The sequence below is a fragment of the Kitasatospora sp. McL0602 genome, assembly GCF_052076145.1.
Classification (GTDB): Bacteria; Actinomycetota; Actinomycetes; order Streptomycetales; family Streptomycetaceae; genus Kitasatospora.
On sequence record NZ_CP197246.1, the window covers coordinates 756,665 to 782,237 of the forward strand.

The window sequence follows — 25,573 nt, forward strand, 5'->3', positions numbered from 1 at the left end:
CGTCCACCTACCTGGCCGTACCTGGCCAGACCTAGGCCGTACCGCAGGGCTACAGCAGCCCGCCCGCGACGACCACCGCGCCCGCCGCCCCGGCCGCGCCGTCCAGCTCGCGGATCAACTGGTGCAGCTCCTGGACCCGCCGGGTGGCGTGCTCGTGGAAGGCGTCGGCGGCGCTGCCCGTCCACTGCACCGAGCCCCGGGCCCGCTCCAGCTCCTGGGCGATCTCGCCCGCCTGGCCGGCCAGCGCCTCCAGCTCCGCCCGGATGTGTCCGAGCGGAGCGTCGCCGATCAGCCCGGCGATGCCCCTGCCGATCTCCTTGCCGATGTCTCCGACACCACTCATCCCTGCTCAACCCCCGTATGCGATCGTCGGCCTGTTCCGCCGTCAACCGCTGTCGGCCGGTCAGGCACCACGCTCCGCGAGGCTACTGCGCGGCCCGTCCGGCAGGCAATCCGTCGGCGGTCCAGGGCTGGGCAGGGGCCGGGCCGGGGTCGCCCCGCCCTCCCGCCGGGCCCGAGCCGACCGGCCCCGGGTAGGCTGCGGCTGCCCCTTTCCGACCTGTAACCGTCCGACCTGCGACCTTCCCACCTGCGAGAAACCGAGGAGAGCCCGTTGGCGACCGCCGCTGCGCCGAGCCGGCCGATCACCGTCGTCGGGCTGGGTGCCGACGGCTGGGCCGGGCTCACCGAGACCGCCCGGGAGTCGCTGCTCGACGCCGAGGCCGTGATCGGCGCCCCCCGCCAGCTCGGCCTGCTGCCCGCCGAGGTACGCGCCGCCCGGGTGCCCTGGCCCTCCCCCCTGCGCCCGGCCGTGCCCGCGCTGCTCGCCGCGCACGCCGGGCAGCGCCTCGCAGTGCTGGCCAGCGGCGACCCGATGTTCTACGGCATCGGCCGCGCCCTGGCCGAGGTCGTCGGCCCGGCGGCGCTGCGGGTGCTGCCGCACCCCTCCTCCGTCAGCCACGCCTGCGCCCGCCTCGGCTGGCCCGCCGAGGACACCGAGGTGGTCAGCCTGGTCGGCCGCCCGCTCGACACCCTCACCCTCGCGCTGCACCCGGGCCGCCGCCTGCTGGTGCTCAGCGCCGACGCCACCACCCCCGCCGCCGTCGCCGCCCTGCTCACCGATCGCGGCTACGGCCCCAGCCGCCTGCACGTCCTGGAGCAGCTCGGCGGCCCGGCCGAGCAGCAGCGGACGGGCTCCGCCGAGAGCTGGCCCCACCCGGCGGGCGACCCGCTGAACATCGTCGCCGTGGAGTGCGCCGCCACCCCCGACGCACGGCGCCTGCCCCTCGTGCCGGGCCTGCCGGACGACGCGTACGAGTCGGACGGGCAGCTCACCAAGCGGCACGTCCGGGCCGCGACGCTGGCGACCCTCGCGCCGAGGCCCGGCGAGCAGCTCTGGGACGTCGGCGGCGGTTCGGGCAGCATCGCGATCGAGTGGCTGCGGGCGCACCGGACCTGCCGGGCCGTCAGCGTCGAGCGGGACGCCGTCCGGGCCGGGCGGATCGCCCGGAACGCCGCCGCGCTCGGCGTGCCGCGCCTCCAGGTGGTCACCGGACCGGCCCCGGCGGCCCTCGCCGGGCTTCCGACCCCCGACGCCGTCTTCGTCGGCGGCGGCCTGACCGCCCCCGGCCTGCTCGAAGCCTGCTGGGCCGCACTGCCCGCCGGCGGACGGCTGGTCGCCAACACCGTGACGCTGGAGTCCGAGGCGCTGCTGACCGAGTGGTACCGCCGCCACGGCGGCGACCTGCTGCGCCTCGCCGTCGCCCATGCGGTGCCGGTCGGCGGCTTCACGGGCTGGCGGCAGGCGATGCCGGTCACCCAGTGGTCGGCCGTCAAGCCCGCATCCGCACTTCACCCGCGAGGAGAGTCCGCGTGACCGTCCACTTCATCGGGGCCGGCCCCGGCGCCGCCGATCTGATCACCCTCCGGGGCCAGCGCATCCTGGCCGCGAGCAGCGTCTGCCTGTACGCGGGCAGCCTGGTGCCGCGCGAGCTCCTCGCCGAGTGCCCGCCCGGCGCCCGGCTGGTCGACACCGCCGGGCTCGACCTCGACCAGATCATCGCCGAGATCGTCCGCGCCCACGAGGAGGGCCACGACGTCGCCCGCCTGCACTCCGGCGACCCGTCGGTCTTCAGCGCCGTCGCCGAGCAGATGCGGCGGCTCGACGCGGTGGGCATCCCGTACGACGTCGTCCCCGGCGTTCCCGCCTTCGCGGCGGCGGCTGCGGCGCTCAAGCGCGAGCTGACCGTGCCGACCGTCGGCCAGACGGTCATCCTCACCCGGGTCTCCCGCCAGGCCACCCCGATGCCCGAGGGCGAGGACCTCGCCACCCTCGGCCGCAGCGGCGCCCTGCTCGTCCTGCACCTGGCCACCCGCTACGTCGACAGCGTGGTGGACGAGCTGCTGCCGCACTACGGCGCCGACTGCCCGGCCGCCGTCGTCGCGATGGCCAGCCGCCCGGACGAACTGATCCTGCGCGGCACCCTCGGCGACATCGCCGCCCAGGTCAAGGAGGCCGGTGTCATCCGCACCGCCGTCATCCTGGTCGGCCGCACCCTCGGCGCAGCCGGGTTCCGCGACAGCCACCTCTACTCCACCGACCGCCACCGCTGCTAGCCGCCGCAGGCGGCCGGGGGCGCGGGGAACTGCGCGAACAGCCACTCCCACGCCCCCGGACTGCTCCTCAGACCTCAGGAGGCACCCCGTTGCGCACGTCGGCTCCGGGGTGCTCAGTTGCTCGGCAAGCCCGAGTACCGGCCGCAGTCTCCCGTTTCGCGCTGTTCCCCGCGCCCCTGCTTCGCATCGCTCGCCGCGAGGCTTCAGCCGGCCTGCCCGACGATCGTCCCGGCCCGGTCGATGCAGATCACGTCGACGGCGACCGGCGACCCCCGCAGGACGTCCAGCGCCGTCTGCCGGGCGGCCTCCGCGACGAGGTCGCCGAGCGGCACGTCGGCCGCCGTGCAGAGCTGGACGGCCTCCAGCCCGGTGTTGGCCCCGGCGACCGCCGCCACCAGGGCGGCGTCTGCGCCGCCCACCCGGGCCAATTCGGCGAGGTAGCCCTTGTCGACCTGGGAGCGGGCCGAGTGCAGGTCGAGGTGCCCGGCGGCGAGCTTGGACAGCTTCGCGAAGCCCCCGGCAATGGTCAGCCGCGCGACCGGGTGCCGCTTCAGGTACTTGAGCACGGCCCCGGCGAAGTCCCCCATGTCCAGCAGGGCGTCCTCGGGCAGGCCGTGCACAGCGACGGCGACCTTCTCGCTGGTGGAGCCGGTGCACCCGGCGACGTGCGTACGACCTGCCGCCCGTGCGACGTCCACGCCGCGCCGGATGGAGTCGATCCAGGCCGAGCAGGAGTACGGCACCACGATGCCGGTCGTCCCGAGGATCGAGAGGCCGCCGAGGATCCCCAGGCGCGGGTTCCAGGTGGAGCGGGCGATCTCCTCTCCCCCGTCGACCGAGACCGTCACCTCGACGTCGCCGCTCACGCCGTGGCGGTCGGCGATCCCCGCCACCGCGTCCCGGATCATCTGCCGGGGCACGGGGTTGATCGCCGGTTCCCCGACCGGCAGCGGCAGCCCGGCCTTGGTGACCGTCCCGACCCCCGGCCCGGCCCGGAAGACCACCCCGGTGCCGGGGAGCCCGGCCCGTACGGTCGACCGGATCAGCGCGCCGTGGGTGACGTCCGGGTCGTCCCCGGCGTCCTTCACCACCCCGGCCATTGCCTGATCATCCGTCAGTTCCTCGACCGCCAGCGCGAATTCCGGCTGCTGGCCCTTCGGCAGGGTGATCTGCACCGGGTCGGGGAATTCCCCGCCGAGCAGCGCCTCGTACGCGGCGGCGGTCGCGGCCGTCGCGCAGGCGCCCGTCGTCCAGCCGTGCCGCAACCCGCTGCTCTTCAGCTGACCGGCCCGACCGCCCGTCACCGCACCGCCGTCAGTCACCGCACCGCCGTCAGTCACCGCACCGCTGTCAGTCACCGCACTGCCATCCGCTGCCGTCTCACCCACGAAGATCCCCTGGAGTCCCGATGCCCGTAGCGGCTGCTGCCCACCACGTCCTGATCCTCGGCGGCACCACGGAGGCCCGCCGCCTGGCTGCCGAACTGGCCGCCGACCCGGCGCTGGAGGTCACCAGTTCGCTGGCGGGGCGGGTGGCCGAGCCCCGGCTGCCCGCCGGGGAGGTGCGGATCGGCGGGTTCGGCGGGGCGTCCGGGCTCGCCGCCTGGCTGCGCGAGCAGCACGTGGACGCGCTCATCGACGCCACCCATCCCTTCGCCGAGGTCATCAGCCGTAACGCGGCCCTCGCGGCCGCCGAGACCCATGTTCCCCTGCTCGCCCTGCGCCGCCCCAGCTGGGTACCGGTTCCGGGGGACGACTGGCACCCGGTCGGCTCCCTCCACGAGGCGGCCGCCGCGCTGCCCGGCCTGGGCAGCCGGGTCTTCCTGACCACCGGCCGCCTCGGGCTGTCCGCCTTCGCCGGGCTCACCGAGCTGTTCTTCCTCGCCCGTTCGGTGGACGCGCCCGAGGCGCCGATGCCGCCCCGCACCGAAGTGCTGCTCGACCGGGGCCCGTTCACCCTCGACGGCGAGCGGGCCGTGCTGCGCGAGCACCGCATCGACGTGCTGGTCACCAAGGACAGCGGCGGCGCCGCCACCGCCCCCAAGCTGACCGCCGCCCGCGAGCTCGGCCTCCCGGTGGTGGTCGTCCGCCGCCCGACCCCGCCGGCCGGCCTCCCCGAGGCCCCGGACGTCGCCGCCGCCGTCGCCTGGCTGACCGCGACGCTCTGACCGAGCCCCTCTGACCTGGGAGGCTTGACTTCCGTCCGCTGCGGAATGAACATTCATTCCGTGACTGCGAAACCCGCGAAGCCCCGAGCCAAGGGCGATCTCTCCCAGCTGCTCCTCGACACCGCCATCGAGCTCTTCGCCGAGCGCACCTACGAGGGCACCCAGGTGCCGGCCGTCGCCCAGCGGGCCGGGGTCGGGGTCGGCAGCATCTACCGGTACTTCCCCGGGAAGGAGGCGCTCGGCAACGCGGCGTTCCAGTACGCCAAAGGGGGCCTGCTCGCGGAGCTGGCCGCCGCGCACACCGAGGGCGGGCCGGTCGGGTCGACCCGGGAGGAGTTCGGCCGGCTCTGGCGGGGCCTCACCCGCTACGCGGGCCGCCACCACGCGGCCTTCGTCTTCCTGGAGCACCAGCAGCACGACACCTTCCTCGCTCCCGAGAGCCTGGCACTCGCGGCCGAGGTCGACAGCTTCGCCACCGACTTCATCGTGCGCGGCCAGCAGGCGGGCGAACTCCGCGACGGTGAACCGCAGTTGATCGTCGCGCTCGCGCTAGGCGCGTTCGCCGGGCTGGTCAAGCACCTCCCTCCGGGCGGCATCGCCACCCTTCCCCCCGAGGCTCTCACCCAGGCCGAAGACGCCGTCTGGGCCCTCCTGCACCGAGAGGCAACCGCATGAGCACCCCGCGCCCCACCTCCGTCCTGATCACCGGCTGCTCCTCCGGCATGGGCCGCAGCACCGCCCTGGCCCTGCACCGGCTCGGCCACCACGTGTACGCGACCGCCCGCCGCCCCGAGACGCTCGCCGAGCTGGCCGCCGAGGGGCTCACCGTCCTCCCGCTCGACGTCACGGACGAGACCTCGATGGCCGAGGCCGTCGCCCGGGTCGAGGCCGACCACGGCGCGGTCGGGCTGCTGGTCAACAACGCCGCGTACGGGCTGCACCTGCCCGTCGAGCTGGCCTCGCCCGAGGAGGTCCGGGCACAGTTCGACACCAACGTCTTCGGGCTCGTCCGGATGACCCAGCTCGTCCTGCCCGGCATGCGGCGGGCCGGCCGTGGCCGGATCGTCAACATCTCCTCGATGGGCGGCCGGTTCTCCCCGCCCGGCGGCGCCTTCTACCACGCGACCAAGCACGCGGTGGAGGCCATCAGCGACTCGCTCCGGCTGGAGGTCGCGCCCTTCGGCGTCGAGGTCGTGGTCGTCCAACCCGGTCCCACCATCACCGAGTTCGCCGGTACGGCGGTCGAGACCATGCAGACCTCGGCCGACCCCCAGGACCCGTACGGCAGCTTCCGCGCCCAACTCGCCGACATGTACGCCCACAAGGCCTTCCGCCGCCGCAACGGCGCCGTCCCGGCCGAGGCCGCCGTCAAGGTGATCGTCCGCGCGGCGACCACCGCGCGCCCCCGGGCCCGGTACGCCATCGGCGCGATGGCCCGCGCCATCATGATCGCCCGCCGGGCCCTGCCGGACGCCGCCTTCGACGCGGTCATCCGCTCGAACTTCCCGGTGCCGTCGAGTCGCTGAGTTCCACGCGGGTCGCCTGCAGCTACTCCGCCCAGCTGACCAGGAAGGCCCGGACCGCCGCGATCCGGGGGTGGCTGGGCTCCAGCAGCCGTTCGGCGTCCGCGAGCAGCTCGGTAGCGGCGGTGAGCGCGCGCTCGAGGTCTCCGAGGGCGGCCGTGGCACGGGCCAGCTGGAGGCGGGTGGAGAGCGTGTGCGGGTGGTCCGGGCCGAGCAGGCGGCTCCGGTCGGCCGCCAGCGCGGCGAGTTCGGCCTCCGCCTCGGCGGGGCTGCCGGTGAGCAGCGCGAACCACGCCCAGGCCCCGCGCACCGCCAGCGTGTGCGGGTCGTCCGGGCCGAGGAGGGCGGCGGCGTCCGTCGCCAGCAGGGACAACTCCATCTGGGCGGAGGTTAGTTCGCCGCCGCAGCCCCGGTACCAGGCCAGGCTGCGCCGGGTCGCCAGGGTCTGTGCGTGTCTGCTGCCGAGCGCCCGTTCACGGTCGCCGAGCAGGGCCCGCAACTGCCGGACGGCTCCGGCGGTGTCACCCGACTCGCCGGTGTAGTAGGCGAGTTGGTGCCGGGCGGCCAGGGTGTCCGGGTGGTCGGCGCCGAGCCCACGGGTGGTGTCGGCCACCAGGGTGGCGAACAGCTGCGCGGCCTCGGTGGCCTTGCCCGACTCGCCGGTGAAAAAGGCCAGTTGATGGCGGGCGGCCAGGGTGTCGGGGTGGTCGGCGCCGAGCGTCTCGGTGCGCTGCCGGAGGATCGGCCCGAGCGCCTGGACGGCCCGCGCGGGCTGCCCGGAGTCGCCGAGGACGATCGCGAGGGCGAAGTCGGCGCCGGGTACGGCTCCTTCGCAGGCGCGGCGCAGCGCGACGGTGGCCCGGCCGAGTCTGGATTCCTGGTGGGCGACCAGCCCGAGGTCGTAGCAGTCCTCGGGGCCGACCCGGGGCAGCAGCCCGTCCCACAGGTGATCGGGCACCGGCCGCAGGCCGGGGGTGTCGAGCAGGTAGTCGAAGGCCGTCCAACCGGTGCCGGCGCTGCCGATCAGCAAGCTGCTGGTGGCGTGTGCCGCCTGGCTCGCCCAGGAGACCGCCGGGCCGAGCGGCTCCGGTTTCAGCGCCTCGCCGCCGCGCGCGGCCAGGTAGGGCTGGTGCAGTTCGGCCAGCCACTCCTGCGGCAGCGGGCGGCGCAGGCCGAGCCGTCGGCAGTCGACGGCGGCGGCGACGAGCGCCGCACCGCGCGGGTTGGCCCCGGGCGCCCAGCCGTCCCGCCAGGAGTCGAGCAACGCGGGCCCGGAGGCCAGCACCTCCGAGACCCCGAACCGGCGGCTGCTGCGCAACGCCCTCTCGATCCGGGGGTCTTCGGCCAGCAGCCTGGCCCGGTCGCACTCCGGCCCACTCCACCGGCGGGCGATCCGGATCGCCCTGGCAGCCTGGACGACACCGCGCTCAGTGCGCCAGAGGTCGCGGTCCGAGCCGGTGAGGCGGCTCTCCTCACGGGCGTCGTAGCGGCGGTGCTCCTCCGTCCGCATGGTGGCCACCACCGTGACGCGGCCGGGGCGTTCGGCCAGCAGCTCGCCCAGCTCCTGCCCGGTCAGCCCACCCGCGCCGAGGTAGCTCTCCAGGTCGTCCAGCCAGAGCAGGCTGTCGCGGCGCCGGCGGCGGATCTGCTCGAACGCGAGCGGCAGCGCGTCCTTCCCCAGCGGCCGGACGAAGAGCCGCTCCGGGAAGAGCTCCCGCACGGTCTCGTACGCGAGCCGGGTCTTGCCCGCCGTCGACTCACCGAGGATCAGCACGAACTGGTGGTCCTTCAGGGCCTGCCGTAGCTCCGGCTCGGCGTCCCGGGCGATGTACGCGGGCGCTCCGTCGGCCGACCACTCGGCCGGGTGCACCCCGACCGCCACCGGGTCGTCGACCTGCGCCACCAGCGGCAGCCGCCCCGCCCGCCCCCGCGTCAGCGCACCCCGGGCCGGCCGGCCACCCTCCTCGCCCCGCCCGGCCACCCGGTCCGCGAGGTAGCCGAGCCCGGCCGCCACCGCCCCGATGCCGACGGCGGGGGCACCGGAGAGCCACACCTGCGAGACAACCGCGGCGGCAACCCCCAGCGACATCACCCCGGCATAGACCGGCCACCCCGAACTCCGGATTCCCACAACCCAGTTGACCACACCCGCCAGGCACTATCCAGGGGCGCGAAAGAGCACGCACAGGAGGGACGGCGCAGCGCCGTCCCTCCTGATCGCGTACGGTTCGCCCCGCCCCTGGCGCGGGCGGTCAGACCGGCGGGTAGCGGCGCGGGGTCCAGACGACCTCGGTGCCGTCGTCACGCTGGACGGCCTGGGTCTGCGAGGAGCCGATCAGCAGGATGGTCCGCATGTCGACCTGCGCCGGGTCGAGTTCGCCGAGGCGGACGGTGCGGACGCGCTCGGTCGGGCCGCCGACGTCGCGGGCCATCACCACGGGGGTGTCGAAGGCGCGGTGTTCGAGCAGCAGGTCGCGGGCCAGGCCGACCTGGGTGGTGCGGCTCTGCGAACCGGGGTTGTAGAGCGCGAGGACGAGATCGGCCGAGGCGGCGGCGCGCAGCCGCTGGGCCACGACCTCCCACGGCTTGAGCCGGTCGGAGAGCGAGACCACGGCGTAGTCGTGGCCGAGCGGCGCACCGGCGCGGGAGGCGGCGGCGTGCGCGGCGGTCATGCCGGGCAGGATGCGCACCGGCACCGAGCGGTACGGGTCGGCGCAGGCGGCCTCCAGCACGGCGGTGGCCATCGCGAAGACGCCCGGGTCGCCGGAGGAGACGACGGCGACGCGGCGACCGCGCCGGGCCAGGTCGAGGGCGAACTCGGCGCGCTCGGCCTCGACCTTGTTGTCCGAGCCGTGCCGCAGCTGCCCGGCCCGGACGGGCACCCGGTCGATGTAGGTGGTGTAGCCGACCAGGTCGGTGGCGTTGGCCAGCGCGCCCCGCGCCTCGGGGGTCAGCCAGAGCGGCCCGGCCGGGCCGGTCCCGACCACGACGACCTCACCGATCTCCGACTCAGAAACCTCCGCGACCCCGCCCGCCGCAACGCGACTTGGCAGCACCGCGACCGAGAAGTACGGCACGCTCTCGGGGTCGACCTCCGCCAGCGGGGCCGTCCGCTCCCCCGCCATGGTGGCCCGCTCGACGTACTGGGCCTCCGCCAGTCGGCCGGAGCGCTCGAGCGCTCGCCGGACGGCGGGGAAGGTGCGGCCGAGCTTCATGATCACGGCGGAGTCGGTGCTCGCCAGCCGGGCCGTCAGCTCCTCCTCGGGGAGGGTGCCCGGGATGATGGTGAGCACCTCCTCCGCCTCGACCAGCGGCTTCCCGAGCCGGGCGGCGGCGGCGCTGACGGAGGTCACCCCGGGCACCACCTCGGTCGGGTAGCGGTGCGCGAGGCGCTTGTGCATGTGCTGGTACGAGCCGTAGAAGAGCGGGTCGCCCTCGGCGAGCACCACCACGTCGCGGCCCGCGTCGAGGTGTGCCGCGAGCCGGGCCGAGGCCTCCTCGTAGAAGTCGTCCAGCGCACCCCGGTAGCCGCCGGGGTGGTCGGTGGTCTCGACCGTGATCGGGTAGACCAGCTTCTCCTCGATCTGACTGCCCGTCAGATAGCGCTCGGCGATCGACCGGGCGATCGAGCGGCCGTGCCGGGCGCTGTGGTACGCCACCACGTCGGCCTTGCCGATCAGCGCGGCCGCCCGGACGGTGATCAGCTCCGGGTCACCCGGCCCGAGGCCGACTCCGTAAAGGTGGCCTGTCTGATGCTCCGTCACTCTTCTTCACTCGCAATCGCGTTGATGGCGGCAGCGGCTATCGCACTGCCGCCACGACGGCCCCGCACCACCAGGTGCTCCAGGCCCGAGGGGTGCGCCGCCAGCGCCTCCTTGGACTCGGCCGCGCCGATGAAGCCGACCGGCACGCCGATCACGGCGGCCGGGCGCGGGGCACCGGCCTCGATCATCTCGAGCAGGCGGAAGAGCGAGGTCGGGGCGTTGCCGACGGCGACGACCGCGCCCTCCAGGCGGGGCAGCCAGAGCTCCATCGCGGCGGCGCTGCGGGTGTTGCCCATCTTCTTCGCCAGCTCGGGCACCGAGGGGTCGGAGAGCGTGCAGACCACCTCGTTGTCGGCGGGCAGCCGCTTGCGGGTGACCCCGCTGGCGACCATCGAGACGTCGCAGAGGATCGGCGCCCCGGCGCGCAGCGCGGCCCGCGCGTCGGCGACCACCCCGGGCGACCAGAGCAGGTCGGCGACCAGGTCGGTCATCCCGCAGGCATGGATCATCCGCACCGCGACCTGGGCGACGTCGGCCGGCAGCCCGGCCAGGTCGGCCTCGGCCCGGATGGTGGCAAAGGACTGGCGGTAGATCGCCGCGCCGTCCTTCTCGTACTCGATCACTTCATCCTCCGGGCCTTGGCCACTGCTTCGGCCATCTGCTCTGTCGTCACTTCTGCTGGAACATCTTCTGGGACACCTGCTGGAGTACCTGCTGGAGTAGCTGCTGGAGCACCTGCGGTCGCGGCCGCCCCCACGACGGCCACCCGGTAGCCCTGCCCAGTCGCGAGCACGTCCACCCACTCCCCGGCAGGGTGCCCGCACCGCCGTTCGCAGCCCGACCAGTGCACGGGCAGCAGCCCGCCGCCGTGTGAGGCGTCGAGCGCCGAGGTCGCGTCAGCCCGTACGTCGGCGAGCGACTTGGCGCAGCCGGGGGCGCCGGTGCAGGCGCTGGCGCGCTCCCAGGCCGTGCCGGGGGTCGTCCGCAGCCCGGCCGCCGCCAGCTCCGCGAGCCGCTCGGGGGCGGCGCCGGGCAGCACCACCGTCCGCCAGGGCGTGACGCGCAGTGAGCCCGCCGAGGCGTCCGCGAGCGACCGCCACTGCGCGGCGCTCACCCGCCCGAACTGCAGGCCGACGGACAGCCCGCCCGGCAGCACCCCGACCTGCGGAGCGGCCACGGCGAGGACCGGCAGCGGCTCGGAGCCCGGGGGCAGCGGCAGTTCGCGTACGTGCCAGGCCCGCATGCCCGCGTCCCGGACGGCGTCCAGGAACTCCCGGGCCGCCTCCAGTGCGTGCTGCACGGCCTCATCGGGCGGCACCCGGCGGGCCGTGGCGGCTCGGCCGAGGCGCAGCAGGGCGCCGCCGTCGGGGGTTGCGATCAATGTCACATCGGCGTCGAGGGTGGCGACGTCGCCGCGCCCGTCGTCGAGGGCGAAGAGGAACTTGCCGGACAGGGCGGCGGCCCAGCCGCTCGCGCAGAGCGCGGCGTCGAGCTCGCGCGTCCAGCGCTGGACGTCGGCGTGCCCGTCGCCGTCGAGACCGGCGGCCGGGGAGGCGACGATGTTGCGGACGCGTTCGTGGGTGTCCGAGGGGAGCAGCCCGGCGGCGCGCAACCGGCGGCCGAGTTCGAGGCCGGAGTCGGCGGGCAGGCCACGGAGTTGGACGTTGCCGCGGGAGGTGGTCTCCAGCGCTCCGTCGCCGAGTTCGCTCGCGGCGTCGGCCAGTGCGCGCGCCTGACGGTCCGTCAGAAGTCCGCCCGGTATCCGGACCCGGGCGAGGGCTCCGTCGTCGGCCGTGTGCAGACGAAGGGCCCCGGGGCAGGCGTCCGAGCGCGCGCGGTCGGGCGCGCCGGGGCCCGGCTCGGCGGTGTCGGGTCGGGGTGACATGGCGGCGAGCATACCCACGATCCGCCGTCGTACCGCTGCCGTGTGGATCACACCCGATCCGATGGCTCCCTGTCCCCGCCCATCACCACCCCGTACGATGCTCCCGGGCTCGTCTCGCGGCGGGCCCACGCCAGCGACGGCGCCAAGGGGAGGAAACCGGTGCAATACCGGTGCGGTCCCGCCACTGTGACCACGGCTCACCGGCCGTGGGAGCCAGGAACTCCTGCCGTCCTCGACAAGCCCCCACCAGGGGTATCCCACGGGGCGCGGACCCCGAGGAAGGCAAGACCTATGCGCCGCTGTCGCACGCCCCTGCTCCCAGAGCCGTCTCTCGCCGTGCCGTCGCATCTCACTCCTTCGCTCCCTGCCGCTCGGGGCGTCTTCGTGGCCGGGAGGGCCTCCGCATGATCCTTCTCCTTTCGACCTCCGACACCGACCTGCTGAGCGCCCGTGCCTCGCAGGGCCCGGTCGACTTCCGCCTCGGCAACCCGGCCCGGCTCACCGCCGAGGCGCTGCCCGAGCTGCTGGAGGGCACCGAGCTGGTGGTCGTCCGGCTGCTCGGCGGGCGCCGGGCCTGGCAGGAGGGTCTGGACGCGCTGCTCGCGGGCCCCCGCCCGGTGATCGTGCTGACGGGTGAGCAGGCCCCGGACGCCCAGCTGATGGAGCTCTCCACCGTCCCCGCCGGGATCGCCGCCGAGGCGCACGCCTACCTCGCGCACGGCGGCCCGGCCAACCTGGCCGAGCTCGGCGCCTTCCTCTCCGACACCGTGCTGCTGACCGGCCACGGCTTCGCCGCGCCCGCCTCCGCGCCCGAGTGGGGCCCGCTGGAGCGCACCGCCGCCGACACCGACGGCCCGGTCATCGCGGTCCTCTACTACCGCGCCCACCACATGAGCGGCAACACCGCCTTCGTCGAGACGCTCTGCCAGGCCATCGAGGCCAAGGGCGCCCGGCCGAGGCCGCTCTACTGCTCCTCGCTGCGCGGCGCCGACGCCGATCTGCTGGCCGAGCTGGGCCGGGCCGACGCGATCGTCACCACCGTCCTCGCGGCGGGCGGCACCCGCCCGGCCGACGCCCAGGCGGGCGGCGACGAGGAGGCGTGGGACGCGGGCGCGCTCGCCGCCCTGGACCGCCCGATCCTCCAGGCGCTCTGCCTGACCTGGTCCCGCGCCGCCTGGGAGTCCAGCGACGACGGCCTCTCGCCGCTGGACACCGCGACGCAGATCGCCGTCCCCGAGTTCGACGGCCGCCTGATCACCGTCCCGTTCTCCTTCAAGGAGCTGGACGAGGACGGCCTCACCGTCTACGCCGCCGACCCCGAGCGGGCCGCCCGCGTCGCGGGCATCGCCGTCGCCCACGCCCGGCTGCGCTACACCCCGGCCGCCGAGCGCCGCCTGGCCCTCGTCCTGTCCGCGTACCCGACCAAGCACGCCCGGGTCGGCAACGCGGTGGGCCTGGACACCCCGGCCAGCGCGATGCGCCTGCTCGCCCGCCTGCGCGCCGAGGGCATGGACCTCGGCACCGACCTGCCGGGCCTGGACATCACCGGCGACGGCCACGAGGGCGACGCGCTGATCCACGCCCTGATCTCGGCCGGCGGCTACGACCAGGACTGGCTGACGGAGGACCAGCTCGCCCGCAACCCCGTCCGCATCCCGGCCGCCGACTACCGCCGCTGGTACGCGACCCTCCCCGAGGGCCTGCGCACCCACGTCGAGGAGCACTGGGGCCCGGCGCCGGGCGAGCTGTACGTCGACCGCTCGCAGAACCCGGACGGCGACATCGTGCTCGCGGCCGTCCGCTCGGGCAACCTGCTCGTGCTGATCCAGCCGCCGCGCGGCTTCGGCGAGAACCCGGTCGCGATCTACCACGACCCGGATCTCCCCCCGAGCCACCACTACCTGGCCGCCTACCGCTGGATCGCGGCCGCGCAGGAGGACGGCGGCTTCGGCGCCCACGCGGTCGTCCACCTCGGCAAGCACGGCAACCTGGAGTGGCTGCCCGGCAAGACCGCCGCGCTCTCCGCCGACTGCGGCCCGGACGCCGTGCTCGGCGACCTCCCGCTGGTGTACCCCTTCCTGGTCAACGACCCGGGCGAGGGCACCCAGGCCAAGCGCCGCGCCCACGCGACGCTGGTCGACCACCTGGTGCCGCCGATGGCCCGCGCCGACTCGTACGGCGACATCGCCCGGCTGGAGCAGCTGCTCGACGAGCACTCCAACATCGCCGCGATGGACCCGGCCAAGCTGCCCGCGATCCGCGCCCAGATCTGGACGCTGATCCAGGCCGCCCGGCTCGACCACGACCTCGGGCTGAAGGAGCGCCCCGAGGACGAGGGCTTCGACGACTTCCTGCTGCACGTCGACGGCTGGCTCTGCGAGATCAAGGACGCCCAGATCCGCGACGGCCTGCACGTGCTCGGCCAGGCCCCCGCCGGGGTCGACCGGGTCAACATCGTGCTCGCCATCCTGCGCGCCCGGCAGATCTGGGGCGGCGTCAGCGCCCTCCCCGGCCTGCGCGAGGCGCTCGGCCTGGACGAGGCCGCGCTCACCCTCGGTGCCACCGACGCGGCCGAGGCCCAGGCCCGCGAGCTGGTCGAGGCGATGGAGGCGGCCGACTGGGCGCCCGAGGCCGTCGAGAAGGTCGCTTTCGGCCTGCCCGCAGCGGTCGCCGACGTGCTCACCTTCGCCGCCCTCCAGGTCGTCCCGCGCCTGTCGAAGACCACCGACGAGCTGGACGCCGTGCTGCACGCGCTGAACGGCGGCTTCGTCCCGGCCGGGCCGTCCGGCTCGCCGCTGCGCGGCCTGGTCAACGTCCTCCCGACGGGCCGCAACTTCTACTCCGTCGACCCGAAGGCCGTCCCGAGCCGCCTGGCCTGGGAGACCGGCCAGGCTCTGGCCACCTCGCTGGTCGAGCGTTACCAGGCCGACAACGACGGCGCCTGCCCGCCCTCGGTCGGCCTCTCGCTCTGGGGCACCAGCGCGATGCGCACCGCCGGCGACGACATCGCCGAAGCGTTCGCCCTGCTCGGTGTCCGCCCGGTCTGGGACGACGCCTCCCGTCGCGTCACCGGCCTGGAGCCGATCTCGCTGGAGGAGCTCGGCCGCCCCCGGATCGACGTCACGCTGCGCATCTCCGGCTTCTTCCGGGACGCCTTCCCGCACGTCGTCGCCCTGCTGGACGACGCCGTCCGGCTGGCCGCCGCCCAGGAGGAGACGGACGAGCAGAACTTCGTCCGCGCCCACGTCCAGGCCGACCTGGCCGTGCACGGCGACGAGCGGAAGGCCACCATCCGGGTCTTCGGCTCCCGTCCGGGCACGTACGGCGCGGGCCTGCTCCAGCTGATCGACAGCCGGGACTGGCGCACCGACGCCGACCTCGCCGAGGTCTACTCGGTCTGGGGCGGCTACGCCTACGGCCGCGACCTCGGCGGCCGCCCGGCCCGCGAGGAGATGGAGACCGCCTACAAGCGGATCACCGTCGCGGCCAAGAACACCGACACCCGCGAGCACGACATCGCCGACTCGGACGACTACTTCCAGTACCACGGCGGCATGGTCGCGACCGTCCGCGCCCTCACCGGCAAGGCCCCGGCCGCGTACATCGGCGACTCCACCCGCCCCGAGACCGTCCGCACCCGGACGCTCACCGAGGAGGCCGCCCGCGTCTTCCGCGCCCGCGTGGTCAACCCGCGCTGGATGGAGGCCATGCGGCGGCACGGCTACAAGGGCGCCTTCGAGATGGCCGCCACCGTCGACTACCTCTTCGGCTACGACGCCACCACCGGCGTGGTCGCCGACTGGATGTACGAGAAGCTCACCCAGGAGTACGTCCTCGACCCGACCAACCGCGAGTTCCTCGACGGCGCCAACCCCTGGGCCCTGCACGGCATCAGCGAGCGACTCCTCGAAGCCGCCGAGCGCGGCCTCTGGGCCGAGCCCGACCCGGCCCTGATCGACGCCCTCCGCACCGCCTTCCTGGAGACCGAGGGCAACCTCGAGGGCGACAGCTGACCTCCTTCACCCCGGGGTCCACCCGTCATGTGACGAGATCCCCGAACACACCACCCGAAGTGGTCCCCTTCGCTGCCTGAAAAGCAGACAATCGGGGCATGACTCTTCGGGCCGCCCTCTCCCGACCGCCCCGGTACGCGTCACTCGCCGCCGGGGCGGTCCCCGTACTGGCGTTCCCCGCGCCGGGGCTGGCCTCGCTGGCCTGGGTCGCGCTGGTGCCGGGGCTGCTGCTGATGCAGCAGGCGCCGAGTGGGCGGGAGGCTGCCGTCCGGGGGTGGTGGTTCGGGGCGGGGTTCATCCTGACGGCGATGTACTGGCTGATCCCCTCCGTCGGGCCGGGGCTGCTGGTGCTCGCCGTACTCTTCGGGGCGCTCCAGGCGGTGCTGGGGCTGACCGTCCACCGGCTGCTGCACGCGCCGCTCAGCCCGGCCCGCGCGCTGGCCGCGCTGGTCGCCGTCCCCGCCGTCTGGGTGACCACCGAGTACGCCCGCTCCTGGCACGCCCTCGGCGGGCCCTGGGCGCTGCTCGGCGCGACGCAGTGGCAGCACCCGGCGATCCTCGGTCTGGCCTCCGTCGGCGGCGCCTGGCTGGTCAGTGCGGCCGTGGTCGCCGCCAACACCGGCGTGCTGGTGCTGCTGACGGCGCCCCGGCCGCCGCTCAAGGTGCTGGGCGCCGGGGTCACCGCCCTCGCCATCGCCGCCGGGCCGGTGCTGTTCGCGCTGCGCACCCAGCCGAGCCCCGGCGAGTACGCCACCGTCGCCCTCGTCCAGCCCGGGGTGGTGAACGACCCGGCCGCCCGCTTCGACGCCAGCGCCCGGATCACCGCCGGGCTCACCGGGCAGGCCGTCGACCTGGTGGTCTGGGGCGAGAGCAGCAGCGCCGCCGACCTCGACCGCGACGCCACCGCGCTGACCCGCCTGCGGGAGCTCTCCGCCGCGACCGGCGCCCAGCTGCTCGCGGGCGAGGACGCCCGCAAGGCCGACGGCCGGATCTCCAAGGACACCGTGCTCGTCACGCCCGACGGCATCGCCGCCCGCTACCGCAAGATCCGGCTCGTCCCGTTCGGCGAGTACATCCCGCTGCGCCCGGTGCTCGGCTGGATCGCCGGGGTCAGCAAGGCCGCCGGGGAGAACCGTGCCCCGGGCGCCGCCTTCCACCTGCTCCCGGCCGCCGACCGCAACGGGCGGCCGCTGCCCCTCGGTGCGCTGATCTGCTTCGAGTCGGCCTTCCCGGACATGTCCCGGGCCGCCGCCGACGACGGCGCCCGGCTGCTGGTCTACCAGTCGGCGACCTCGACCTTCCAGGGCACCTGGGCCCCCGCCCAGCACGCCTCGCTCGGCGCCCTGCGCGCCGCCGAGACCGGCCGCCCGGTCGTTCAGGCCTCGCTGACGGGCGAGTCGGTGGCGTACGACCGCCAGGGCCGCCGACTCGCCCACCTGGACACCGACGCCACCGGCTCGGTGACCGTCCGCCTCCCGCTGGCCGACCCCACCGCCCGCACCTGGTACGACCGCCTGGGCGACTGGGCCCCCCGGGCCGCCGTCGTGATCACCGCAGTCACCCTGCTCGGCCTGGTCGCCGCACGGCGCCGCTCCACCACGGACGCGGGGGCGGAGGCTCCCCCTGCGGAGCAGGAGAGCGCCACCGCCACCCCCATGCGGCCGTGAGGCCCGGCTCTCACTCCCGCGCCAGGTAGATCCCGAAGGCGGCTCCCTGCGCGTCCCGGATCACCGACAGGTGCGGCCCGCCGAGCATCTCCACCGGCGGCAGCATGACGCTCGCGCCGAGCGCGACGGCCCGTTCCGCGGTCAGGTCCACGTCCGCGACGGCGAAGTACGGCATCCAGTACGGCGGCACCTCGGCGGGGAACTGCTCGCCCATGGCGAGCATCCCGCCGAAGTCCCGCCCGGCCAGGCCCCACTGGGTGTAGTCCTCGCCGGAGGTGACGCTCCAGCCGAAGATCCGAGGGTAGAACTCCTTGGCCCCACCGGTGTCACGGGTGGCGAGTTCGACCCAGCCGAGCGCGCCGGGCTCGTTCAGCACGGCGGCGCCCCGGAAGGCGCGCGCCTGCCAGAGCGAGAACACCGCCCCCGCCGGGTCGGCCACCACGGCGAACCGGCCCAGGTCGAAGACCTCCGTCGGCTCCATCAGCACCGACCCTCCGAGCGCCCCGAGCGCGGCCACCGTCTCGTCGGTGTCGGCCACCGCGAACGAGACCTGCCAGGCGGTCGGCTGCCCGGGGGTGTAGAGGGGGGTCAACGCGGCCACCGGGGCTTCGCCGAGCAGCAGGGTCGTGTAGCCGCCGGCCTCCGGGCGGGGGTCGGTCTCGGCGCGCCAGCCGAAGAGTTCGCCGTAGAACTGCTTGGCGGCCGCCGGGTCGGAGGTGCCCAGTTCGACCCAGCAGGGCGCGCCCGGGGCCGGTTCGGTGATCTTCATGCTCCGGCTCCGATCTCCAGCACGACCTTGCCGCGCGCGTGGCCCGACTCGACGGACGCCAACGCCTCGGCTGCGTGCTCCAGGGGGTAGACAGCGGTGATGTGGGGGTTGAGCTTCCCCGCCGCGACGAGCGCGGCCAGCTCCTCGAGGGCGGCGGGGCCGTGGGTGCGGTGCACGAACTCCCCGTCGAGCTCGGTGGCGGTGACGGGGTCGACGGTGCTGACCAGCCGCCCGGGTACGGCCAGCGTCTCGGCGGCCGCGCGGGCGTCGTCCCCGCCGACCAGGTCGAGGATGCCGTCCACCCCGCCGGGGGCGACGGCCCTGATCCGCTCCGCGACGCCCTCGCCGTACCGCACCTGGCGGGCGCCGAGCGACCCGACGTACTCGCGGTTGGCGTCACTCGCCGTGCCGAGCACCGTCAGGCCCTGCTCACGGGCGAGTTGGGCGGCGGCGCTGCCGACGCCGCCCGCGATGCCGAGGATCAGCAGGGTCTGCCCCGGCTCCAGCGCAAGCTGGCGCACCCCGTCGTACGCGGTGGCGGCGGCCACCGGCAGCACGGCGGCCTGCGGATATGAGACGCCCTCAGGTTTGCGGGCGGTCTGCTCGGCTGCCATCAGGGTGTGCTCCGTGTAGCCGCCGACGAGCGGATGGCCGAAGACCGCATCCCCGACGGCGAAGCCGGTCACTCCCGCGCCGATGCTCTCGACCACGCCCGAGACCTCGGAGCCGAGGACGAAGGGCAGCGGCAGCTCCGTGCCGAGGAAGCCCTGCCGCACCTTCCAGTCGACCGGGTTGACCCCGGCCGCCAGCACCGCGACCAGCAGCCGGCCGGGGCCCGGCACGGGCGGCGGCCGGTCCAGGAACTCCTGGTTCTCCGGCCCGCCGAACGCCTTGAACCCGAACGCTCGCGACATCCTCACCTCCACGTCGAAGCCCCCCGCTCCCTGGCCCCGCCTCCCAGCTTGCGGGGCGGTCCGACGGGGTGGGGAGTGGGCTGCGCCGAACGTGGACGGCAGTTGTTCAAATTGGAACTACAGTGTACGGTCAGGCCCAGCCAGACCGTTTGAAACGTGAACCACCGCAGCCACTGGAGGCCAGGCATGCCGGACACCGAGACCACCCAGCTGCCCGCCGCCGCCATCCGCTCCCGAGTGCGAGTCCCGCTCACCTTCGGCGACGGCTACCGCACCGAGGCCGAGGTCCACACCTTCCACGGCCTGGCCGACGGCGCCGAGCACCTCGCGCTCGCCCTCGGCACCCCGGACCCGACCGAACCGCCGCTCGTCCGCCTGCACTCCGAGTGCCTCACCGGCGACGTCTTCGGCTCGGCCCGCTGCGACTGCGGCCCCCAACTGCGCGAGGCCGCCGAGCGGATCACCAACACCGGCGGCTACCTCCTCTACCTCCGCCAGGAGGGCCGCGGCATCGGCCTCTACAACAAGCTCGACGCCTACGCCCTCCAGAGCGCGTAACCAGGCTGCCACCTCTCCGGGTGCGGGTGCGCGCCACTGACTGGAGAGTGATCCCATGGCGCGCACGGCAGACGATCAGGTCCGCTACCTGGACCTCCTCCTGCGGAAGTCACAGATCGTCCGGGGCACAGCGGCCCACGACATCCTGTCCCTACAGTCGCAGGAGACCCGTGGCCGCGCTTGGGGCAAGCGGAACGGCTACACGATCCGCCGGATCTTCCGCGAGAACCTGTCGGCGTACAAGCCGGGGGTGAAGCGGCCGGACTTCGACGCGGCGGTGCACGCGCTACTCGAAGGCGAGTCGGACTGCCTGTGGGCCTACGACTCCTCGCGGTACAGCCGCAAGGGCGCGGGCGACGTGCTGAAGATCTTGGACAGCCCTGGCAAGCGGCTGGTCTTCGATATCAACGGGCTCGACACTGAGCGTCCCGAGGACCGTCGGCGGATCATTGAGGACGCCGAGCGAGACCGCGAGTACAGCCGCGTGCTGTCCCAGAAGGTTCGGGATACGAAGGCCGAGCAGCGCCGGGCGGGCAAGTGGCTGGCCACCCTGCCGTTCGGATGCAAGCTCACCAAAAAGCGGAAGCTCACCAACGGCAAGAAGTGGTTCCTGCTGGAGCGCATTCACAGAGAGGCCGCCGAGGGGAAGTCCCAGCGGGCGATCGCCGCCGGGCTCACGGCCGACGGGTACACCGCGCCCAAGGGCGGGCCGTGGCGCGCCAGCACCGTGGGGAAGATCCTCCGGAACCCCGTCTACCTCGGGTGGCAGGTCGTCACCGTCAAGGGAGCACCGCAGGCGTTCATGGACGAGAAGGGCAGGAAGGTACGGGTCTTCGCCAAGAGCGCCACGACCATCCCGCAGGAGATCTGGGACAAGCACCACCGCGTCCGCGCAGGGGTGGAACGGCCGGCAGGCTTCGGTAGCGACCGGGCCGAGGGCCAGGCCCCGGCGGAAGACAGCCCCGTCGCCGGGCTCACGTGGTGCGCGGGCGGCGGGTTCAAGGAGAAGACGGGCCACCGCGCCACGTCCAATGGCAACGCGTTCCGCTGTGCAGCTCACATCGCGGGCGTCCCGTGCCCGGAGCCGTGCACCGCCACCCGAACAGGCGTACTGCGCGTTGTGCTCGCCGAGTGGAAGGAGCGGCTGGCCGCGAAGGACCCGCTGGACCCCACCATGCTGGCCGTCGCCGAGGGATGGGTAGCCCTCGCGCACCCGACGGAGAGCAACACCGAGCAGGAAGCACGCGGGCTGATCAAGGTGGCAGAGGAGGCCGTCCGGCGACTCGACCGCCTCAACGCCGCTGGTGCCTACCCCGGCCACGACGGGGAGGCCACGTTCATCAAGCTCAGGCGGAACGCCGTGGAGGACTTGGAGAGCGCGAAGGCGGCGTGGGAGAAGGTGGCCATGCCAATGGCGGACATCAGCGTCCTGACCGACCCGGCGCGTTGTGCCGAGCTGTGGGAGGAGTCCACCGACACGTACCGGGGCCAGTTGCTCCGGCTTGCCATCGACAAGGTGTTCATCCGGAAGGCGGATTACTCCGGGCAGCGGGTGACTCCGGAGCGGCTGGTGATCGAGTGGAAGAAGCCGAGGGGGTGGAAGGAGAAGCATGAGCAGTGACTGCTCGTGCTTCCGACAGGTGCCCCTGGCAACTGAGCAACGACGTTTCACCGCCATTCATGACCTACTGAGCTGACACGTCACCAGCGGACCCCTCTCTACCTGGGCACTACCACCGCAGCCTATCGAAAGAGGGTCCTACCAATACGTTCGACCGCGATTACTGCGGGGGCTTCACTACTATGCGCCACCTGAGCATAGTATCGCGCAATGGCGACCGCCTTCTCCATTTCGTGCCTAGCACCTTGGAGCTGCACCGCACCTCCGATCACCAAGAATGCAACGACGGCATAGTTACCCTTTCCCAGCCCCTGCCTGATCGTTTCAACTCCGACCTTCTTCGGGCGTCGCCGTCGCCAGAACCAGAAGTTCGGCATTAGATGCCTCCCTCATCGGAAGATCGCAAGCGAGACCAGCAGGAGGACCTGCACCACCAGAAGAATGACTGCACCATCGTAGATTTTGGCCAGGCTCTCGATCTGCCTTTTGTTGTCCTGAAATGCAGCATCAAGCTTTCTAGTCAGGTCAACCTTTATGTCATCCAGGGTGCCCGGCCGGGGCGTCAGAATCTCCCTCACCGATGGCCCAACATGCCAGTCGACTGGCCTAAGAATTGAAATAGCGAGATATCCAATGACTATCATTACGAATACTGCCAGGCTCGCCAGGACTCTGTCAGTGGTCGTCAAATTGGCAACACGAAATCTACTCGCCGCCGCTGCAAATGAGGTTCCCAATGCAGAAACCGATAGGAGGGTGCTAGCCCGGTTTCGCAAATTAGTGAGCATGGTGTCCTGGAGAGACAATCCACGCAAGACCGCATCGTACGCTAGGCTAGCGACACCTGAGTCTCGCTCGCTCTTCTTCTCATCGGGGTCTGTCACACCTCCATGGTGCGCTCATTCGGGCGATGCCGCCCCTGGACTCACCCGGCGATCGCAGCCAGCAAGGCACGTCCCGAAAACGACAAATGCCCCCCGCCATCGTTGCGAATGCAACAATGGCGGGGGGCATCAGTTTCGCAGATCTAACATCGTGCCACGCCGGAATAAGGAGACAGGAAGTCACCAGACACTCTCCTCGATCTCACTGGACAGTTCCAGCGCCAGGTCCGTCGGCAACGGGAACACGTACCGCGTCACCGTGCCCCCGGCCCTGTGGACCAGCTCCAGGGCCACCACGGTCCGGCCTCCGGGGGTCTTCGCCTCGTAGGCGCGCGCCTCGGTCTGCACGACCCCGTAGACAACAGGTACGGTCACTTCGCCTCCTCCAGAAGGTAGTGCGCCAGTGCCAGTTGGGCGTCGAAGCCCGCCGAGTCCGGCAGGATCTCCGTCGCCCGCAGGAAGGCGCGCTCACGGGTCTCGGTCCCCGGCTGCGGCAGCATCGTGTCCGCGAATGTCGGCACCTTCGGGGTCTCGGCCGGGTCCGTCTTCCCACCCGGCACCAGCGAGGGCTTGCCCGCCTTCCGGGCCTCCCCCGCGCGCTGCCGCTGGTCCAGCTCCGCCAGCCGCGCGGCCTCCTCCGCCTCGTCCGCACGGGCCCGCCGGATGTCCTCCTGGACCGAGCGGGACTCCTCCGCTCGGGCGTCCAGCGCGGAGGCCATCGCCTCGGCCACGTGGGGGTCCAGGTAGACCGACGTGGAGTGCTCCCCTGACTCCTCCACGGTGAGGATGATGTCCCCCTCCGCATCCATGGACAGCTTGGCGAAGTCGTCGTCCGGGTTAAACTTGCAGGGGAACTTCTGGTCGCCAATGCGGGTGGTCGTCATGCGGGGGTCTCTCCATTCATCAGGAACTCGGCCATGCGGAGCACGGCGGTAACGCGGGCCTCGAAGGGGCAACCATCCTGATAGCCCCGGGAGTTGGTGGACATCTCCCTCACCGTCTTCTCGGCGAGGGCCAGAGCCTCGGCGCGGGTCACGGGAATCGCCGGCCGGCCGTACGCTTCCACTCGTCCAGTACTGAGGTCCCCGGCTTCTCCCACGCCGAGTCGATCCCCCGCAGCGGCAGGGCGGGGTCGCGGTCGTAGAGGCCCTTCAGCGGCGAGGACACGCGCGCCACCCTCTCCGACTTCTCCAACTCCGTTGCCTGGCGCGTCAGATAAGCTGCCAGCTTCCGGCAGTCCTCCGCCGAGAGCTGGGCTCCCTTGGTCGTCTCGGCGGACACCGTGAGGAGGAGGCGGTTCCCCGTCGTGTCGGTGCGGACCCCAATCACGGAGCCGAACGCCGGACGCATGGTCGCCTTGTGCTCAGTGGTCTCGTTCATGGTTCTCTCTCCGGTTACTTGATCAGGGACAGGAAGGCGCGGACCTCGCGGTCCGAGTGGCCCCCGGTGTACGACACGGCTTCGCCCCGCCGGGTCACCTCAAGCTGGTACGTGCCGTCCGTGCTGGCGAAGATGTGGAGCGTCGTCCCGGACGGGATCGCGTAGGTGCCGGTCAGGGCGTTCATCGTGGGGTCCTCTCGTCGGTTCGCTGGAGTTGAGGCGGGTGGTGGACAGGTCAGGCCCGGAAGTAGGTGTCGCGGACCTCGAAGGCGCGGCCGGAGCAGGCGAAGCCGCCGGAGTACCGCTTGGCGGTCGGGCCGCTGTGGCGTCCGGCGGGACGCTTCTCCACCGGACGGTTGCTGCGCGGCTCCGGGCGGAGCTGGTCGGCGCGATACAGGTCAGCGATCTCCAGCGGGAGCGTGGTGAACTCGGCAGACTTCCCGGCCTCGGCGAGGCGGGCGTGGGCGCGCTGCTGGACCTTCTGGGCCGCGAGGTGGGACACGCCCAGGTGGTCAGCCAAGGCGTGGGCGTCGGGCTGGCCGAACTGAGGGCTCTCCGGGTCCATGTGGACCAGACGGGGCTGCTCATTGAGGCCGTACACCAGCTCCAGCGCGGCTATGAAGCCCGCCGGCAGGGTGGCCAGCACAGCGTGCGCCAGCTCCACCCGGGCCGTGCGGTGGGCGCGCTCGGCGTCGGACTCGTCGCGCAGCTCCGGGGCCAGGTCGAAGTCCTCCGTCTCCGCCCACGACAGCGGGTGCAGTTCCTCGCCCACCTCGTCCCACGTGGTCGTCGGGGCCAGCGCGGCGCGAACGTCCTGGACGGCGGCATCGGACATCGCCATCTTCCCGACCTGCGCGGAGTCAGTGACGATCGCGGCAGCGGCCTCATGGTCGCCGTCGGTCTTGCCCAGCGCGGAGCGGTACGTCTTCACGTGCTTCTCGTTGACGCCCGAGGTGCCGTTGCGGAACGCGGAGGACAGCACCTCGCCGGTGATCACCTTGTAGGCGAAGGTGGAGAACTTGGCCTTGCCCGGGGAGAAGGAGTCCAGCGCTTGGAGGGCCGCCACGGAGGCGTCCTGCTTCAAGTCCTCCAGGGTGTTGCCCATCGGGGTGGCCGCGAGCTGCTGGGCCGCAATGTCGTGGATCATGCCGCCGATGGAGTCGAGTACGGCGTGCTTGGCGGTCGGGTCACCGGCCTTGGCAGCGACGATCATCTCGGCGTTGTTGCAGGCGACAGACATGGTGGCACTCCTGGTTTGGCATGTACGGGACAAATAGGCGGGCGTGCGCCATCGCGGGCCGACCGACCGGAAGAGGGCATGAAGAAGCCCCGTCCGGCACGGCAGCCGAATCGGGGCACGAGAAAGCCCCTGCCGTTCGGTCGTCAGCCGAAGGACAGGGGCCTAAGAAGACCTGGAATCAGGTCAGTTGGGGACACCCAGTGCGCTCCGACAGGGAGCCGGAGCCGAGGCAAGGGTGAGTCGTCGCACGCGGAGCGCCATACTGCCGGCGAGGCGGCGACGCTTGGCGACAGTGGTGCGGGTGCTGTTTCGAGAGCATCGAACGGCGCGGTAGCACTGTGCCCAGGCCCCAGCCAGAATTCGCTGATCACGAAGGGCCCGAGCGCGGCGACGGCGAGCCTTCCCGACTCGACACAGAGGGCCGGCCGGGTCCATGGCGAGGCCAATAGCCCTAAATCGGGAGGCAATTGAGCACACCGGGGTATACGCCGCGAGCCAGACGCGCACGCGATGCATCAGTACGCCGAAGTGGCGACGTGTGTACTTCACAGCCATCTCCTTCCGGCGCACAA

22 protein-coding genes, 1 pseudogene and 1 riboswitch are annotated in these 25,573 nt (G+C 73.0%); of the genes and pseudogenes, 9 read left to right on the forward strand and 14 right to left on the reverse strand.

Annotated elements, in window-relative coordinates; translation table 11 throughout:
* Positions 1-49: 49 nt before the first annotated feature.
* Positions 50-343 (reverse strand): hypothetical protein, encoded by a 294-nt coding sequence (locus ACR68M_RS03520; protein WP_441248897.1) that lies wholly within the window; start codon positions 341-343, stop codon positions 50-52.
* Between the two features lie 270 nt (positions 344-613).
* Between ACR68M_RS03520 and cbiE the strand changes: the two genes are divergently transcribed.
* Both cbiE and cobM read left to right on the forward strand, forming a co-directional pair.
* Positions 614-1,876: a precorrin-6y C5,15-methyltransferase (decarboxylating) subunit CbiE gene (gene cbiE / locus ACR68M_RS03525; RefSeq protein ID WP_441248898.1), complete on the forward strand. Its 1,263-nt coding sequence runs from the start codon at positions 614-616 to the stop codon at positions 1,874-1,876.
* Positions 1,873-2,616, forward strand: coding sequence for a precorrin-4 C(11)-methyltransferase (gene cobM, locus ACR68M_RS03530; protein WP_441248899.1), 744 nt, complete (start codon positions 1,873-1,875; stop codon positions 2,614-2,616). Before cbiE ends, cobM begins: the two co-directional genes overlap by 4 nt.
* 203 nt (positions 2,617-2,819) lie before the next feature.
* Here the strand turns inward: cobM and ACR68M_RS03535 are convergent, their stop codons facing one another.
* Positions 2,820-3,974, reverse strand: coding sequence for a cobalt-precorrin-5B (C(1))-methyltransferase (locus tag ACR68M_RS03535; RefSeq protein WP_441248900.1), 1,155 nt, complete (start codon positions 3,972-3,974; stop codon positions 2,820-2,822).
* A 50-nt stretch (positions 3,975-4,024) separates the two neighbouring features.
* On the opposite strand from ACR68M_RS03535, the gene ACR68M_RS03540 reads away from it, so the two are divergent.
* From ACR68M_RS03540 to ACR68M_RS03550, 3 genes are read left to right on the forward strand one after another with little or no spacing between them, the layout of a single operon-like run.
* Positions 4,025-4,783, forward strand: coding sequence for a cobalt-precorrin-6A reductase (locus ACR68M_RS03540; RefSeq protein WP_441248901.1), 759 nt, complete (start codon positions 4,025-4,027; stop codon positions 4,781-4,783).
* Positions 4,784-4,843: 60 nt separating this feature from the next.
* Entirely contained in the window at positions 4,844-5,458 is a 615-nt protein-coding gene (locus ACR68M_RS03545) for a TetR/AcrR family transcriptional regulator (RefSeq protein ID WP_441248902.1), read from the forward strand.
* On the forward strand, positions 5,455-6,309 hold the full coding sequence (locus ACR68M_RS03550) for an SDR family NAD(P)-dependent oxidoreductase (RefSeq protein ID WP_441248903.1): 855 nt from the start codon (positions 5,455-5,457) through the stop codon (positions 6,307-6,309). Before ACR68M_RS03545 ends, ACR68M_RS03550 begins: the two co-directional genes overlap by 4 nt.
* A 22-nt stretch (positions 6,310-6,331) precedes the next feature.
* On the opposite strand, the gene ACR68M_RS03555 is transcribed toward ACR68M_RS03550, so the two are convergent.
* The 4 genes from ACR68M_RS03555 to ACR68M_RS03570 form a co-directional block, all read right to left on the reverse strand.
* Entirely contained in the window at positions 6,332-8,395 is a 2,064-nt protein-coding gene (locus tag ACR68M_RS03555) for a tetratricopeptide repeat protein (protein ID WP_441248904.1), read from the reverse strand.
* Between the two features lie 163 nt (positions 8,396-8,558).
* Positions 8,559-10,070, reverse strand: coding sequence for a precorrin-2 C(20)-methyltransferase (locus tag ACR68M_RS03560; RefSeq protein WP_441248905.1), 1,512 nt, complete (start codon positions 10,068-10,070; stop codon positions 8,559-8,561).
* Positions 10,067-10,693, reverse strand: coding sequence for a precorrin-8X methylmutase (locus ACR68M_RS03565; RefSeq protein ID WP_441248906.1), 627 nt, complete (start codon positions 10,691-10,693; stop codon positions 10,067-10,069). Before ACR68M_RS03565 ends, ACR68M_RS03560 begins: the two co-directional genes overlap by 4 nt.
* A complete protein-coding gene (locus ACR68M_RS03570) occupies positions 10,690-11,955 on the reverse strand; it encodes a hypothetical protein (RefSeq protein ID WP_441248907.1) in 1,266 nt (421 codons plus the stop codon). Before ACR68M_RS03570 ends, ACR68M_RS03565 begins: the two co-directional genes overlap by 4 nt.
* A 104-nt stretch (positions 11,956-12,059) precedes the next feature.
* Positions 12,060-12,200, forward strand: a riboswitch (cobalamin riboswitch).
* A gap of 159 nt (positions 12,201-12,359) precedes the next feature.
* On the opposite strand from ACR68M_RS03570, the gene cobN reads away from it, so the two are divergent.
* Together cobN and lnt are read left to right on the forward strand one after the other, a co-directional pair.
* Positions 12,360-15,968, forward strand: coding sequence for a cobaltochelatase subunit CobN (cobN, locus tag ACR68M_RS03575; RefSeq protein WP_441248908.1), 3,609 nt, complete (start codon positions 12,360-12,362; stop codon positions 15,966-15,968).
* 98 nt (positions 15,969-16,066) lie between these two features.
* On the forward strand, positions 16,067-17,635 hold the full coding sequence (gene lnt, locus ACR68M_RS03580) for an apolipoprotein N-acyltransferase (RefSeq protein ID WP_441248909.1): 1,569 nt from the start codon (positions 16,067-16,069) through the stop codon (positions 17,633-17,635).
* 10 nt (positions 17,636-17,645) lie between these two features.
* On the opposite strand, the gene ACR68M_RS03585 is transcribed toward lnt, so the two are convergent.
* Both ACR68M_RS03585 and ACR68M_RS03590 read right to left on the reverse strand, forming a co-directional pair.
* Positions 17,646-18,404, reverse strand: a complete 759-nt coding sequence (locus tag ACR68M_RS03585; RefSeq protein ID WP_441248910.1) for a VOC family protein — start codon at positions 18,402-18,404, stop codon at positions 17,646-17,648.
* On the reverse strand, positions 18,401-19,318 hold the full coding sequence (locus ACR68M_RS03590; RefSeq protein WP_441248911.1) for an NADP-dependent oxidoreductase: 918 nt from the start codon (positions 19,316-19,318) through the stop codon (positions 18,401-18,403). The genes ACR68M_RS03585 and ACR68M_RS03590 overlap by 4 nt, the downstream gene beginning before the upstream one ends.
* 186 nt (positions 19,319-19,504) lie before the next feature.
* Here ACR68M_RS03590 and ribA point away from each other — a divergent pair.
* Both ribA and ACR68M_RS03600 read left to right on the forward strand, forming a co-directional pair.
* Positions 19,505-19,867: pseudogene (gene ribA, locus ACR68M_RS03595) on the forward strand (GTP cyclohydrolase II RibA); the annotation flags it as partial.
* A gap of 64 nt (positions 19,868-19,931) precedes the next feature.
* The gene (locus tag ACR68M_RS03600) at positions 19,932-21,497 is read left to right on the forward strand and encodes a recombinase family protein (RefSeq protein ID WP_441248912.1); all 1,566 of its coding nucleotides are present in this window, start codon (positions 19,932-19,934) and stop codon (positions 21,495-21,497) included.
* A 389-nt stretch (positions 21,498-21,886) separates the two neighbouring features.
* Here the strand turns inward: ACR68M_RS03600 and ACR68M_RS03605 are convergent, their stop codons facing one another.
* From ACR68M_RS03605 to ACR68M_RS03630, 6 genes are all read right to left on the reverse strand, one after another.
* On the reverse strand, positions 21,887-22,381 hold the full coding sequence (locus ACR68M_RS03605; protein ID WP_441248913.1) for a hypothetical protein: 495 nt from the start codon (positions 22,379-22,381) through the stop codon (positions 21,887-21,889).
* Positions 22,382-22,561: 180 nt separating this feature from the next.
* Positions 22,562-22,756, reverse strand: a complete 195-nt coding sequence (locus ACR68M_RS03610) for a hypothetical protein (protein WP_441248914.1) — start codon at positions 22,754-22,756, stop codon at positions 22,562-22,564.
* Positions 22,753-23,265 (reverse strand): hypothetical protein, encoded by a 513-nt coding sequence (locus tag ACR68M_RS03615; RefSeq protein ID WP_441248915.1) that lies wholly within the window; start codon positions 23,263-23,265, stop codon positions 22,753-22,755. Before ACR68M_RS03615 ends, ACR68M_RS03610 begins: the two co-directional genes overlap by 4 nt.
* Before the next feature lie 148 nt (positions 23,266-23,413).
* On the reverse strand, positions 23,414-23,761 hold the full coding sequence (locus ACR68M_RS03620) for a hypothetical protein (RefSeq protein ID WP_441248916.1): 348 nt from the start codon (positions 23,759-23,761) through the stop codon (positions 23,414-23,416).
* A gap of 14 nt (positions 23,762-23,775) precedes the next feature.
* A complete protein-coding gene (locus ACR68M_RS03625) occupies positions 23,776-23,946 on the reverse strand; it encodes a hypothetical protein (protein WP_441248917.1) in 171 nt (56 codons plus the stop codon).
* 50 nt (positions 23,947-23,996) lie between these two features.
* A complete protein-coding gene (locus ACR68M_RS03630; protein WP_441248918.1) occupies positions 23,997-25,001 on the reverse strand; it encodes a sigma factor in 1,005 nt (334 codons plus the stop codon).
* Positions 25,002-25,573: the final 572 nt, after the last annotated feature.